The organism is Streptomyces sp. CA-243310, from assembly GCF_050936775.1.
Classification (GTDB): Bacteria; Actinomycetota; Actinomycetes; order Streptomycetales; family Streptomycetaceae; genus Streptomyces.
Window position 1 is genome coordinate 1,894,038 of the sequence record NZ_JBNJMF010000002.1, and the last position, 13,668, is coordinate 1,907,705.

The 13,668-nt window shown below is 72.6% G+C and carries 10 protein-coding genes; 3 read left to right on the forward strand and 7 right to left on the reverse strand.

Annotation, left to right across the window (positions count from 1 at the left end):
- Positions 1 to 23 precede the first annotated feature (23 nt).
- The 3 genes from coaE to rpsA form a co-directional block, all read right to left on the reverse strand.
- Positions 24 to 629, reverse strand: a complete 606-nt coding sequence (coaE, locus tag ACQEVM_RS26170) for a dephospho-CoA kinase (protein ID WP_433082956.1) — start codon at positions 627 to 629, stop codon at positions 24 to 26.
- 84 nt (positions 630 to 713) lie between these two features.
- On the reverse strand, positions 714 to 1,652 hold the full coding sequence (locus tag ACQEVM_RS26175; RefSeq protein WP_351376494.1) for a PAC2 family protein: 939 nt from the start codon (positions 1,650 to 1,652) through the stop codon (positions 714 to 716).
- Positions 1,653 to 1,934: 282 nt separating this feature from the next.
- A complete protein-coding gene (gene rpsA, locus ACQEVM_RS26180) occupies positions 1,935 to 3,455 on the reverse strand; it encodes a 30S ribosomal protein S1 (protein WP_267803673.1) in 1,521 nt (506 codons plus the stop codon).
- 410 nt (positions 3,456 to 3,865) lie between these two features.
- Between rpsA and ACQEVM_RS26185 the strand changes: the two genes are divergently transcribed.
- Positions 3,866 to 4,714 (forward strand): class I SAM-dependent methyltransferase, encoded by an 849-nt coding sequence (locus ACQEVM_RS26185; protein WP_433082959.1) that lies wholly within the window; start codon positions 3,866 to 3,868, stop codon positions 4,712 to 4,714.
- Between the two features lie 4 nt (positions 4,715 to 4,718).
- A complete protein-coding gene (gene hrpB / locus ACQEVM_RS26190) occupies positions 4,719 to 7,244 on the forward strand; it encodes an ATP-dependent helicase HrpB (RefSeq protein ID WP_433082961.1) in 2,526 nt (841 codons plus the stop codon).
- A gap of 43 nt (positions 7,245 to 7,287) precedes the next feature.
- Here the strand turns inward: hrpB and ACQEVM_RS26195 are convergent, their stop codons facing one another.
- The 3 genes from ACQEVM_RS26195 to ACQEVM_RS26205 form a co-directional block, all read right to left on the reverse strand.
- Positions 7,288 to 8,259, reverse strand: coding sequence for a DUF3068 domain-containing protein (locus ACQEVM_RS26195; RefSeq protein WP_433082963.1), 972 nt, complete (start codon positions 8,257 to 8,259; stop codon positions 7,288 to 7,290).
- A gap of 12 nt (positions 8,260 to 8,271) precedes the next feature.
- Positions 8,272 to 8,412 carry an SPW_0924 family protein gene (locus ACQEVM_RS26200; protein WP_433082964.1) on the reverse strand — a complete coding sequence of 47 codons (141 nt, stop codon included), beginning with the start codon at positions 8,410 to 8,412 and terminating at the stop codon, positions 8,272 to 8,274.
- Between the two features lie 78 nt (positions 8,413 to 8,490).
- Positions 8,491 to 9,789, reverse strand: coding sequence for a lytic transglycosylase domain-containing protein (locus ACQEVM_RS26205; RefSeq protein WP_433082966.1), 1,299 nt, complete (start codon positions 9,787 to 9,789; stop codon positions 8,491 to 8,493).
- 216 nt (positions 9,790 to 10,005) lie between these two features.
- Here ACQEVM_RS26205 and ACQEVM_RS26210 point away from each other — a divergent pair, with 216 nt between their 5' ends.
- Positions 10,006 to 10,866: a DUF4184 family protein gene (locus ACQEVM_RS26210; RefSeq protein ID WP_433082968.1), complete on the forward strand. Its 861-nt coding sequence runs from the start codon at positions 10,006 to 10,008 to the stop codon at positions 10,864 to 10,866.
- 33 nt (positions 10,867 to 10,899) lie between these two features.
- Here the strand turns inward: ACQEVM_RS26210 and polA are convergent, their stop codons facing one another.
- Complete coding sequence (polA, locus tag ACQEVM_RS26215) at positions 10,900 to 13,620, reverse strand: DNA polymerase I (protein WP_433082970.1); 2,721 nt, start codon at positions 13,618 to 13,620, stop codon at positions 10,900 to 10,902.
- Positions 13,621 to 13,668: the final 48 nt, after the last annotated feature.

Here is a 13,668-nt window from a genome sequence, read left to right on the forward strand (position 1 = left end):
GTCCTTCCCGCACCACCCGCCACTCACTCCCCGGCGGCGGCCCGTGCCGTGAGCTCGTCCCACACCGTGCGCACCTGTGGTTCCAGCGCCTCCAGCGGGCCGTCGTTGTCGATGACGAGCGTGGCGATGGCCAGCCGCTGTTCGCGGGTGGCCTGCGCGGCCATCCGCGACCGCGCCTCGTCCTCGGTCATGCCGCGCCGTGCGGTCAGCCGGGCCAGTTGGGTGTCGGGCGACGCGTCCACCACGACGACCAGGTCGTAGAGGGACGCCAGGCCGTTCTCCGTGAGCAGCGGTACGTCGTGCACGACGATCGCGTCGGGGCCCGCGGCCTTCTCCAGTTCGGCGGACCGTGCCCCGACGAGCGGGTGCACGATCGCGTTCAGCGTCCGCAGCTTCTCCGCGTCGGTGAAGACGAGCGACCCCAGTCGCGGCCGGTCCAGCGTCCCCTCGGGGGTCAGCACGGATTCCCCGAACGCCGCCACGACGGCCGCGAGCCCGGGTGTACCGGGCTCGACGACCTCGCGGGCGATGCGGTCCGCGTCGACCACGACCGCCCCGTACCCCGCCAGCAGTCGCGAGACCTCGCTCTTGCCGGCGCCGATTCCGCCTGTCAGTCCTACTTTCAGCATGCTCGGCAGCCTAGGCCCTGCCGTCTCCGGCGGATCCGGTCGGGTCAGGGCCGGAAGGGACGCCCCGGCCCCGGGCGGCCGGTTTCAGCCCTCGCCCTCGCGCTCCGCCAGGAATCGTTCGAACTCGCGCCCGATCTCGTCCGCGGACGGGATCTCGGCCGGCTCGGCGATCATGTTGCCGCGGGTCTCGGCGCCGGCGGCCGCGTCGTACTGGTGCTCCAGGCCCTGGACCAGGGCGACCAGTTCCTCGTCGCCTTCCCGGATCTGACGGTCGATCTCGGTCTGCGTGCGGTGGGCCTCGGTCCGCAGGGCGTGCGCCACGGCGGGCAGGACCAGTCCGGTCGCCGCCGTGATCGCCTCCAGCACCGTCAGCGCCGCGTCCGGGTACGGGGAGCGGGCCACGTAGTGCGGGACGTGGGCGGCGACCCCGAGCACGTCGTGTCCGGACTGGCCGAGCCGGAACTCGACCAGGGACTCGGCGCTGCCGGGCACCTGGGCCTCGTCGAACGGGCTGCGGTGTCCGGGCATCAGGTCGGTCCGGTTGCCGTGCGGGGTGATGCCGACGGGCCTGGTGTGCGGAACGCCCATCGGGATGCCGTGGAAGTTGACGGCGAGCCGGACGCCGAGGCGCTCGACGATCTGTCGGACGGCGAGCGCGAAGCGCTCCCACTCGACGTCGGGCTCGGGACCGGAGAGCAGCAGGAACGGCGCGCCGGTGGCGTCCTGGACCAGGCGCACCTCCAGCTTGGGTTCCTCGAACTCCGTCCAGTGGTCGCGCTGGAAGGTCAGGAGCGGGCGCCGGGCCCGGTAGTCCACCAGCCGGTCCGCGTCGAAGCGGGCCACGACCTGGTGGGGCAGGGTGTCGAGGAGTCGCTCGACGATCTGCTCCCCGGCCTCACCCGCGTCGATGTACCCCTCGAAGTGGTAGAGCATGACCAGCCCGGCCGAGTCCTGGGCCAACGCCATGTCGGCCACCGCCAGGCCCTTGGCGTCCCATTCGTACAAACCCTGTGGATCAAGCACCGCCACCACTCCTCCTCGCCGTGTTCTCTGCAAAGAACGTCCAAGGAGGCGCCACCATTCCCCAGTTGGCCGCCTTCACGAGAACGCAATGCCTCGAACTCCCGCACCGCGCGGGATGGATGCCCGGCTGCGGGCCGGGTGAAGCGCCCTGCCGACGACGAAAGCCGTGCCGACGGCGAGACGCGACAAGGCCCGCCCCCTCGAAAGGGGACGGGCCTTGTCGTTCAACTCAGCTCAGCCCGCTCTCGCGCCGAGGCGCGAGGGCGTGACGCGCTGCTGCGATCAGCTCTGGCCGCCGGCCAGCTTCTCGCGCAGGGCGGCCAGGGCCTCGTCCGACGCCAGGGCGCCGGAGGTCTCGTCCGCACCCTCGGAGGAGTACGAACCACCGGAGACACCGGCACCGGCACTGGCGTTGCCACCGGCGGCGGGGGCGGCAGCACCCTCGGCAGCGGCGGCCTCGTCGGCCTCGCGGCTCTTGATGACCTGGGCCTGGTGCTGCTCGAAGCGGACCTGCGCCTCGGCGTACTGGCGCTCCCACGTCTCGCGCTGGGTGTCGAAGCCCTCGAGCCAGTCGTTGGTCTCGGGGTCGAAGCCCTCGGGGTAGATGTAGTTGCCCTGGTCGTCGTAAGACGCGGCCATGCCGTACAGGGTCGGGTCGAACTCGACCGACGCCGGGTCGGCACCGAAGGACTCGTTGGCCTGCTTCAGCGACAGCGAGATCCGGCGACGCTCGAGGTCGATGTCGATGACCTTGACGAAGATCTCGTCGTTGACCTGGACGACCTGCTCCGGGATCTCCACGTGGCGCTCGGCCAGCTCGGAGATGTGGACCAGACCCTCGATGCCCTCGTCCACGCGGACGAACGCACCGAACGGAACCAGCTTGGTGACCTTACCCGGGACGACCTGGCCGATCTGGTGGGTCCGGGCGAACTGCTGCCACGGGTCTTCCTGCGTCGCCTTCAGCGACAGGGAGACACGCTCGCGGTCCATGTCGACGTCGAGGACCTCGACGGTGACTTCCTGACCGACCTCGACGACCTCGGACGGGTGGTCGATGTGCTTCCAGGACAGCTCGGAGACGTGCACGAGACCGTCGACGCCGCCCAGGTCCACGAAGGCACCGAAGTTGACGATCGAGGAAACGACGCCGGAGCGGACCTGACCCTTCTGCAGGGTGGTGAGGAACGTCTGGCGAACCTCGGACTGGGTCTGCTCGAGCCAGGCGCGGCGGGACAGGACCACGTTGTTGCGGTTCTTGTCCAGCTCGATGATCTTCGCCTCGAGCTCCTTGCCCACGTAGGGCTGGAGGTCGCGGACGCGACGCATCTCGACGAGAGAGGCCGGCAGGAAGCCGCGGAGGCCGATGTCGAGGATGAGACCACCCTTGACGACCTCGATGACGGTACCGGTGACGATGCCGTCTTCTTCCTTGATCTTCTCGATCGTGCCCCAGGCGCGCTCGTACTGAGCACGCTTCTTGGACAGGATGAGACGGCCTTCCTTGTCCTCCTTCTGGAGAACCAGGGCCTCGATCTCGTCGCCGACCTTGACGACCTCGTTCGGGTCGACGTCGTGCTTGATCGAGAGCTCGCGGCTCGGGATCACGCCTTCGGTCTTGTAGCCGATGTCGAGGAGAACCTCGTCCCGGTCCACCTTGACGATGACACCGTCGACGATGTCGCCGTCGTTGAAGTACTTGATCGTCTCGTCGATCGCCGCGAGGAACGCGTCCGCGTCGCCGATGTCGTTGACCGCTACCTGCGGAGGAGTGGTGGCGGTGGTCTCGGTGCTGCTCGTCATGTGGGAAAGGGCTCCGGTTACGGACAGAAAGTCGTAGGTACTGCTACGCCGGGAGCCCTTATCGGCATCTGCCGAAGCCGGACAGCCAAGGAGGCCCCTCTTCCGCCGTGGCGGCAGGGCCTCGAAAACCGAGGGGACATCAACAGATGCAAGCGCAGCCTGCTAGGTCTGAGGAGCACAGGCTCGCAGCGCAACTTGTAGCATACGGGGGCAGCCCAGCAGGGTCAATGCGCGAAGGCGCACACCCCGGGCGGATCGCCGCATAACCGGCACAATTCGTGTGCGGGCAGGCCCCGATGGGGTTTCCCGAACGAATTCCGAGACGTCCGCGGAGGTGCGCGCGCGTCGGCGGACGCCCGCGGCCACCACGGCAGCCACCCAGACATTCGCAGACTACGACGACGGGCCCCATGAACCAAGAGGACTACGCCCACGAAGAAGTGCCCGGAGCCGACGGCGGCGCCGGGGACGACGCCGAGGCCACGCGCCGTGACGCGTCGGAGGCGGAGAGCAGTCGCGCCAGCCGGAGCTGGTGGGACCGCAACGCCGACGAGTACCAGAGCGATCACGGCGCGTTCCTGGGCGACGACCGCTTCGTCTGGGGCCCGGAAGGGCTCGACGAGGCCGACGCCGGCCTCCTCGGGCCCGTCGCCTCCCTCGCGGGCCGGGACGTCCTGGAGATCGGCGCCGGCGCCGCCCAGTGCTCGCGCTGGCTGGCCGCCCAGGGGGCCCGCCCGGTCGCCCTGGACCTCTCGCACCGCCAGCTCCAGCACGCGCTGCGGATCGGCGACGACATCCCCCTCGTCGAGGGGGACGCCGGGCGGCTGCCCTTCCGCGACGGCTCCTTCGACCTGGCCTGCTCCTCCTACGGGGCGGTGCCCTTCGTCGCGGACCCGGTGAACGTGATGCGGGAGGTGCACCGCGTGCTGCGGCCCGGTGGCCGCTGGGTCTTCTCCGTGACCCACCCCGTCCGGTGGGCGTTTCCCGACGAGCCCGGGCCGGAGGGGTTGTCGGTGTCCGCCTCCTACTTCGACCGGACCCCGTACGTCGAGCAGGACGAGCGGGGCGAGGCGCTGTACGTGGAGCACCACCGCACGATCGGCGACCGGGTCCGGGACGTGGTCGCGGGCGGCTTCCGTCTGGTGGACCTGGTGGAGCCGCAGTGGCCCGAGTGGAACAGCCAGGAGTGGGGCGGTTGGTCCCCGCTGCGCGGCAACCTGATCCCCGGCACCGCGATCTTCGTCTGCGAAAGGGACTGATCCCTTGATCCGCCGCGCCGAACTCGACTCCCTCCCCGTACGGGGCGCCGTGCCCGCGCTCGTGGCAGCCCTGGACGGGCACGGCGCGGCGGTGCTGTGCGCGCCGCCCGGCACCGGCAAGACCACGCTGGTGCCGCTGGTCCTGGCGGGCCTGACGGGGGGCGGGCCGCCGCGGCGGGTCGTGGTGGCCGAGCCGCGCCGGATCGCGGCGCGGGCGGCGGCGCGGCGGATGGCGTGGTTGCTGGGCGAGGCCGTGGGCGGTTCGGTGGGCTTCACGGTGCGCGGGGAGCGGGTGGTGGGCCCCGACACGGTGGTGGAGGTGGTGACCACGGGTGTCCTGCTCCAGCGGCTCCAGCGGGATCAGGAGCTGGCGGGGGTGGACGTGGTGGTCCTGGACGAGTGCCACGAGCGCCATCTGGACGCCGACACGGTCGCCGCGTTCCTGGTGGACGTGCGCGGGACCCTGCGCCCGGAGCTGCGGCTGGTGGCGGCCTCGGCGACGACCGACGCGGCCGGGTGGTCGCGGGTGCTGGGCGGGGCGCCGGTGGTGGAGACGGCGGGCGTCTCGTACCCGGTGGAGGTCGTGTGGGCGCCGCCCGCGCGTCCCGTGAGGCCGCCGCACGGGTTGCGGGTGGATCCTGCGCAGTTGACGCACGTGGCGTCGGTGGTGCGGCGGGCGCTGGCGGAACGTTCCGGCGATGTCCTGTGCTTCCTGCCGGGCGTCGGCGAGCTGGGCCGGGTGGCCGGGCAGCTGGGCGGGGTCGACGCGGAGGTGCTGCAGATCCACGGTCGCGCCCCGGCGGCGGTCCAGGACGCGGCGCTGCGGCCCGCGGAGCACCGCCGGGTGATCCTGGCGACCGCGGTCGCGGAGTCGAGCCTGACCGTGCCGGGTGTCCGGGTGGTCGTGGACTCGGGGCTGGCCCGCGAGCCCCGGGTGGACCACGCCCGGGGGCTGGGCGCCCTGGCGACGGTGCGGGCTTCGCGCGCGGCGGGCCGTCAGCGGGCGGGTCGAGCCGGCCGCGAGGCGCCGGGGGCGGTGTACCGCTGCTGGTCACAGGCCGAGGACGCGCGGCTGACCCCGTTCCCCGCGCCGGAGATCCGGATCGCGGACCTGGCGCAGTTCGCGTTGCAGGCGGCCTGCTGGGGGGATCCGGACGCCGCCGGCCTGGCGTTGCCGGATCCGCCGCCGGCCGGGGCCATGGGCGCGGCGCGGGAGGTGCTGCGCGCGGTGGGCGCGGTGGACTCCGCCGGGCGGCCGACCGCGCGCGGGCTGCGGATGGCCCGGCTGGGGCTGCACCCGCGGCTGGCGCGTGCGCTGTTGGACGGCACGGCCGCGCTCGGGGCCCGGCGGGCGGCGGAACTGGTGGCCCTGCTGAGCGAGGAGCCGCCGAGGGAGTACGGGGACGATCTGGCCGGTGCCTGGCGCCGGGCCCGTCAGGGCGGGGACGCGTACGGCCACCGGTGGCGGACGGAGGTCCGTCGGCTGGAGCGGGCCGCGAAGGAGCCGGGGGCCTCGGCGGCGGTGGGTGATCCGGTCGGGCGGGGGCCTCTCTCCGATGACGCCGCCGCCGGGTTGGTGGCCGCGCTCGCGTTCCCGGAGCGGGTGGCACGGGCCAGGGGCGAGGGCGCCTTCCTGATGGCGTCGGGGACGGCCGCCGCGCTCGGCGACGGCTCCGGGCTGCGCAGCGCGTCCTGGTTGGCGGTGGCCGTCGCCGACCGGCCGCCGCACGCGGCGTCGGCGCGGGTCGGGCTCGCGGCCCCGCTGGACGAGGAGACCGCCCGTGCGGCGGCGGGGCATCTCTTCCGGTCGGGCGAGGAGGTCCGCTGGGAGGGCGGTGACCTGGTGGCCCGGAGCGTCACCCGGCTCGGGGCGATCGAACTCGCGGCGCGCCCGTTGAAGGCCCCGGACCCGGCGCTCGTGCGGGGCGCCCTGCTCGACGGGCTCCGCGCGGAGGGGCTGGGTCTGCTGCGCTGGTCGCAGGACGCGCGGGCGTTGCGGGCCCGGCTGGGGTTCCTGCACCGGGCGCTGGGTGGCGCGTGGCCCGACGTGGCCGACGACTCGGCGTTGGTGGACCGGGCCGACGAGTGGCTGGAGCCCGAGCTGTCCCGGGCCCGACGCCGCTCCGACCTGGGCCGGATCGATGCCGGGCAGGCGCTGAACCGGCTGTTGCCCTGGGCCGGCGGGGAGGCCGGCCGGCTCGACGAGTTGGCCCCGGAACGCATCGAGGTGCCCAGTGGGTCACGCGTCCGCGTCGACTACTCGGGCGAGCAGCCGGTGCTGGCGGTCAAGCTCCAGGAGTTGTTCGGGTGGGCGGAGACGCCCCGGGTGGCGGGGGTGCCCGTACTGGTCCACCTGCTGTCGCCCGCCGGCAGGCCGGCGGCGGTCACCGCCGACCTGGCGTCCTTCTGGGCCGGTGGCTACCAGGCCGTTCGTGCCGAGCTGCGCGGCCGCTATCCCAAGCACCCGTGGCCACAGGATCCGGCGACGGCCGAGCCGACCCGGCACACCAACGCGCGGCTCAGGCGCTGACCGCCTGGCGCCGACCGGTCGGGGCGGACACCGGCCGGTCGGGTCAGGCGCCGACGGGTTCCCCGGGGCGGCGGGCGCGGGCCTCCAGCCACAGGGCCAGGCCGAGCAGGGCGAGTCCGCCGACCGCGAGGCCGAGGGGGGCGTACGTGTGCAGGGCGAGGACCTTGACGCGGTTCGCGGCGACCAGCTCACGGGTGTACTCGGCGTAGTCCTCGCGCATCGTCACGTGTCCGGCGAAGACGGTGAGCTTGCCGTCCTCGGCTCCGGCCGCGATGCCGCCGCGCATCTCCTGACGGATGTCCTGCTCGGCGTTGACGGGCGCCCCGGTCACCGGGTCGACCCAGAACATCGCCTTGGCCGTGTACCAGAGGCCGGTACCGGTGGTCTGCTCGAACGTCTTCGGGTCGATGCCCTCGATCGGCATCTTCTTCGGCAGCGCCACCTTGGTCCAGGGAATGGTCTGCTCGAAGTAGTAGACGTCCATTCCCTTGAAGGTGCGCGGACCGACGTAGTGGATCGGCGAGGAGCCGCGGGTCTGCGCGTCGAAGTACAGGTAGTCGCGGGGCTCGGTGAAGAACGGCCACTTGAACTCGATGCCCTCGCGCTTGACCGGGTCCCCGTCCACCATCTCGCCGGTGGCGTGCACCGGGTCCTGGGTGTGGGCGTCGAAGACGTAGCGTTCGGGGATCTGGGAGACCATCTTCCCGTCCGGTCCCATGATGTGGGTCAGGGTGTCCCAGACGACCACGTCCTTGCCGGCGCTCGCCTCGATCTCCTTCGACGCCTCGACGTTGCCCTTGAGGGTCTGGACGATGGTGACCTTGTCGACCTTCTTGGGCGTCATGCCGGCGGTGTAGTCGAGGAGGGTCGCGCCCTTGGCCTCCAGGACCATCTCCTGGTACTGCCCGGGCGGGATCTTGGCGAGGCGGGGGTAGGCGTACCAGCGCAGCAGCGGGGCGAGGGCCGCGCAGAACACGGCGACGGCAAGCAGGACGAGGCTCGCTCTGCGTCTCATGGCGGGCCTCCTCTACTTTCCGGGCGCGGTGGGCGCGGTGGTGAGCAGGGGCTTGGGCGAGGTCGCGCCGTCCGGCACCCCGAACGCCGTGATGGCGAGGACGAGGGCCAGCGCGGCGACCAGCCCGATGGCGGCGGCGACGAGAGCGCGCATGCCGGGGCCTCCGGTATCTGATGGGGCGTCAGGGAGGAGGCACCGTAGCAACGCGGGGACGAGATGAGAACCGTTCGGCTACGGGGTTTCCGAGGCGGGCGGGGTGGGGGTCCGGCTCGGCTTCGCCGTGGCCGTCGGGGACGCGGTGGGCCTCGCGCTCGGGGACGCGGTGGGCTTGGCGCTCGCCGTCGGGCTGGGCTTCGGGGTGGGGGTCGGCGACGGCTTCGGGGTCGGCGTGGGAGTGGGAGTAGGGGTCGGGGTCGGCTTGGGCGTCGGGGTCGGCGTGGGAGTGGGCGTCGGCGTGGGGGTGGGCGTCGGCTTGGGAGTGGGGGTGGGCGTCGGCTTCGGCGTCGGGGTGGGCGTCGGCTTCGGCGTCGGCGAGGGCGTGGGCTTCGGCGTGGGGGTCGGCGTCGGCTTCGGCTGCGGAGCGGGGGTCGCGGTCGGGGTCGGGCGGGGGTTCGTCGCCGCCGGTTCGGTCGCGCCGCCGCCGGGGCCCGAGCCGTCCGGGACCTCGTGCGTGCCCTTCAGGTAGTACGTGAACCAGGACCGCACCGTGCGCAGGTACTCCCCGGACCGGTTGTACGAGAGCACCGCACGGTCGAAGTCCGCGCCCACCCGCAGGTCACGGTTGCCCGCGCAGAGGTAGCGGCCGGCGGCGAGGGCCGCGTCGTGGACGTTGTTCGGGTTGCGCCGGCCGTCGCCGTCGGCGTCCTGACCCCATGCCGCCCACGTCGACGGGATGAACTGCATGGGCCCGACGGCCCGGTCGTACCGTGCGTCGCCGTCGTAGGCACCGCCGTCGGTGTCGGAGATGTTCGCGAAGCCGTTCCCGTCGAGGACGGGACCCAGGATCGGCCGCAGCGTGGTGCCGGCGGCGTCCACCCGGCCGCCGCGGGCCTGCCCCGACTCGACCTTCCCGATGGCCGCGAGGAGTTGCCGGCGCAGCCCGCATCCGGGGTCGGTCCGCGCCACCTCGGCCTCGGCCCGCCGGTACGCGGCGAGCACGCTCGCCGGGATTCCCCGCGCGCCCTCGGCGTCGCCGAGGGAGACGGGTTCGGTGCGCGGCACCTCGGCCGTGGGCGCCGGTTGCGGGGAAGCGGTCGGGGCGTCCTGCGCCGGCAGGAGGAGCGCGGGCGGCTCCGGGCTGATCAGGGGCGGCAGTTCGGTGTAGTAGCTGGAGTCGCCTCCGGCGTCGTTCGGTGTGGCGGTCCCCCCGGGGCGGGTGGTGGTCGCTTCGGCCGCGCCCACCCGGTCCTCGCTCCCGACGGCCGGACCCTGCGAGGCGCTCACGGCGGCGATCACCAGCGCGGAGATCACGACGGCGGCCGCGCCCTTGCGCGGCCCGCGTCCGAACCGGGCCGATATTCGAGACGGCATGAGCCGACCCCCCTCCCCCTCGACGTGCGCGTGACCCTACGTCAACCGGCTGCACAAGGCACCTACCAGTGCGCCGAATTCACCACTTCCCCACGACCCTGCGCAGGTCACGCATACTGTGCGGACCGTTCCGCGCGCATTGACCGAAGTAAAGGACCGAAGCCGGGACGCCTCCCGGGCAGGCCCGGGAGGTCATCGAGGACCAGGAGAGGCGCCATGCCGTTCACCCTCAGCCATGCGGCTGCCGTCCTTCCGGCCGTCCGCCGGACCGGCCGGGCACGCGGGCCGCTCGTCGCCTGCGCCCTGGTCCTCGGCTCGTTCGCGCCCGACACCTTCTACTTCCTGGACGCGATCGTCGGCGGCGTGATGCGGTACGGGGACTTCACCCACTCGATCCCGGGGGTGTTGACGGCCGACGCCGTCCTCACCGCCGCGCTGGCGGCGTGCTGGCTGTTGCTGCGCGAACCGCTGGTCGCGCTGCTGCCCCGGGCCTGGCGGGGGCGCGTGTACACCTTCGTACGGGGCGAACACTGGGGGCGGGGCCGTCGACTGCCCTCGCTCGCCCTGTGGTTCTACCCGTCGGCGGTCCTCGGGTCCCTCACCCACGTGGTGTGGGACAGCTTCACGCACCTGGACCGGTGGGGCACGAACGCGGTGCCCTCGCTCGGCGAGCCCCTCGCCTTCGGGCTGCCTCTCTACTCGTACCTCCAGTACGGCACTTCGGCGTTCGCCGCGTGCGCGCTGCTGTGGTTCACGGTGACGGCGCTGCGCCGGTTGCCGCTCTCCCCCGTTCCCGCGTCGGTGCCGGTGCTCGGCCGGGCGGAGGTCTGGGGTGCGCTCGCCCTCGTCGTGGGCTGCGTGGCCGTCGGGGTGACGATGCGGGTGATCCGCTATTTCACGTTCTTCGACCGGATCCGTACGCCGCTCGACATCATCCCGACCGTCTGCTTCGGCGCGGGCGGCGGTCTCATCGTGGCGCTGCTGCTCTACGGGGCCCTGGTGCGGCTGCGTCGGCGGGGCGACCGGCGGTCCGGCGAGGAGCACGAGGACGCGCGAACGCCCGCCCCCGTGGCGTGACGGGAACGGGCGTCGCGGTGGTCGTGCGCGGGGTCAGTGCGCGGCGGACTCCCAGTCGGGGCCGACGCCCACGGACACGTCGAGCGGGGCTCGGAGCTCGACGGCGGCGGCCATCTCGCGGCGCACCAGCTCCTCGACCTTCTTCCGTTCGCCGGGGGCGATCTCCAGGACGATTTCGTCGTGGACCTGGAGCAGCATCCGCGACGTCAGCCCGGCCTCGGTGATCGCCTTGTCGACGCGCAGCATCGCGACCTTGACGATGTCGGCGGCGGTTCCCTGGATGGGGGCGTTCAGAGCCATCCGCTCGGCGGCCTCGCGGCGCAGCCGGTTGTCGCTGTTGAGGTCGGGGAGGTAGCGGCGGCGGCCCAGCACCGTCTCGGTGTAGCCGGTTGCGCGGGCTTCCTCGACGACGCGCTGGAGGTAGTCGCGGACCCCGCCGAAGCGCTCGAAGAAGGTGTCCATGAGGCCGCGGGCCTCGCCGGGCTCGATGTTCAGCTGCTGGGAGAGCCCGAACGCGGAGAGCCCGTAGGCGAGTCCGTACGACATGGCCTTGATCTTGCGGCGCATCTCGGCGTCGACCTCGGACCGCTCCACGCCGAACACCTGGGAGGCGACGGTGGTGTGGAGGTCCTCGCCGGTCGCGAACGCCTCGATGAGGCCCTCGTCCTCGGACAGGTGGGCCATGACGCGCAGTTCGATCTGGCTGTAGTCGGCCGTCATCAGCGACTCGTAGCCCTCGCCGACGACGAAGCCGCGGCGGATGGCGCGGCCCTCGTCGGTGCGCACCGGCACGTTCTGCAGGTTCGGGTCGGTGGAGGACAGTCGGCCGGTCGCGGCGACGGTCTGGCTGAAGCTGGTGTGGACGCGGCCGTCGGCCGCGATGGACTTGACCAGGCCTTCGACGGTGACGCGGAGCTTGGCCTGCTCCCGGTGCCGCAGCATGATCACGGGGAGTTCGTGGTCGGTCTGGCCGGCGAGCCAGGCCAGGGCGTCCGCGTCGGTGGTGTAGCCGGTCTTGGTCTTCTTCGTCTTGGGCAGGTCGAGTTCGCCGAAGAAGACTTCCTGGAGCTGCTTGGGCGAGCCGAGGTTGAACTCGTGGCCGACGGCGGCGTGCGCTTCCTTCACGGCCTGCTGCACGGCGCCCGCGAACTGCTGCTCCATGCCCTCCAGGTGGTCCCGGTCGGCGGCGATGCCGGCGCGTTCCAGGCGTGCCAGCAGCTCGGAGGTGGGCAGCTCCATGTCGTGGAGCAGCTCGACGGCGCCCACCTCGGCCAGCTTCGTCGTGAAGGCGTCGCCCAGGTCGAGGACCGCGCGGGCCTGTGCCATCAGCGCCTCTGCCTCGGCGGTGTCGTCGGCGCCGAAGGCCAGCTGGCCGTCGGCGGCGGCGGGTGCCAGCTCGCGGTGCAGGTACTCCATGGACAGCACGTCGAGTGCGAAGGACCGGCGGCCGGGCTTGACCAGGTACGCGGCGAGCGCCGTGTCCATGGTGGCGCCGGCGAGGGTCCAGCCGTGCTCGGGGAAGACCCGCATCAGGCCCTTGGCGTTGTGCACGACCTTGGGCTTGGCGGCGTCCGCGGCCCAGGCGGCGAAGGCCCGGTCGTCGTTCTCGTCGAGCGAGGACGGCTCGAACCAGGCGGCGGCGCCGCCCGCCGAGGCCAGTCCGATCTCGGCGACGTTGCCCGCGCCGAGGGCCCAGGTGTCGACGGTGGCGACACCGAGGGGTCCGCCCGCGTGGGTCTCCAGCCAGGGCGCCAGCTCGCCGGTGCCCAGCACGGACGCGTCCAGCTCCACGGCGGCGACGGGGGCCGGCGGCTCCTCCTCGGCCGCGCCCGGGTCCACGGCGAGCAGTCGCTCGCGCAGCGAGGCGTTGCGGATCTCCAGTACGTCCAGCACGCCGGTGACGGCGGACCGGTCGTAGGCGGTGCGGCCCAGGTCGGCGGGGGTCTGGGGCAGCTCGACGTCCTTGACCATCTCGGTCAGGACCCGGTTGAGCTTGACGGCGTCGAGGTGGTCGCGGAAGTTCTGCCCGGCCTTGCCCTTGACCTCGTCGGCGCGTTCCACGAGTTCCGCGAACGAGCCGAACTGGGTGATCCACTTTGCGGCGGTCTTCTCGCCGACGCCGGGGATGCCCGGGAGGTTGTCCGACGGGTCTCCGCGCAGGGCCGCGAAGTCGGGGTACTGCTGCGGGGTGAGGCCGTACTTCTCCTCGACCTTCTCCGGGGTGAAGCGGGTCAGCTCGGAGACGCCCTTGGTCGGGTAGAGGACGGTGGTGTGCTCGGAGACGAGCTGGAAGGAGTCCCGGTCCCCGGTGACGATCAGCACGTCGAAGCCGAGGGCCTCCGCCTGCGTCGCCAGGGTCGCGATCACGTCGTCGGCCTCGAAGCCGTCGACCGCGAAGCGCGGCACCTTCATCGCGTCGAGGAGCTCGCCGATCAGCTCGACCTGCCCCTTGAACTCGTCGGGGGTCTTGGATCGGTTCGCCTTGTACTCGGGGAACTCCGTCGACCGCCACGTCTTGCGGGACACGTCGAACGCCACCGCGAAGTGCGTGGGCGCCTCGTCGCGCAGCGTGTTCGCCAGCATCGACGCGAAGCCGTAGATGGCGTTGGTCGGCTGGCCGGTCGCGGTGGTGAAGTTCTCCGCGGGCAGCGCGAAGAACGCCCGGTACGCCAGGGAGTGCCCGTCCATGAGCATCAGGCGGGGGCGGTCCGCTGCGGTCGTCTGGTCGGTCTTCTTCGATGCTGAATCTGCCACGCCCCCGATCCTAGGCGTCCGCTCCGACAATTCCGGCCGGGCCCGTGC

What these genes read in the sequence shown, in the direction of transcription:
- ACQEVM_RS26200 (WP_433082964.1), bottom strand. Translation starts at nt 8,412, where the DNA reads ATGCGCGCTCTCGTCGCCGCCGCCATCGGGCTGGTCGCCGCGCTGGCC.
- coaE (WP_433082956.1), bottom strand. Translation starts at nt 629, where the DNA reads ATGCTGAAAGTAGGACTGACAGGCGGAATCGGCGCCGGCAAGAGCGAG.
- rpsA (WP_267803673.1), bottom strand. Translation starts at nt 3,455, where the DNA reads ATGACGAGCAGCACCGAGACCACCGCCACCACTCCTCCGCAGGTAGCG.
- ACQEVM_RS26195 (WP_433082963.1), bottom strand. Translation starts at nt 8,259, where the DNA reads ATGAGACGCAGAGCGAGCCTCGTCCTGCTTGCCGTCGCCGTGTTCTGC.
- ACQEVM_RS26210 (WP_433082968.1), top strand. Translation starts at nt 10,006, where the DNA reads ATGCCGTTCACCCTCAGCCATGCGGCTGCCGTCCTTCCGGCCGTCCGC.
- ACQEVM_RS26185 (WP_433082959.1), top strand. Translation starts at nt 3,866, where the DNA reads ATGAACCAAGAGGACTACGCCCACGAAGAAGTGCCCGGAGCCGACGGC.
- ACQEVM_RS26205 (WP_433082966.1), bottom strand. Translation starts at nt 9,789, where the DNA reads ATGCCGTCTCGAATATCGGCCCGGTTCGGACGCGGGCCGCGCAAGGGC.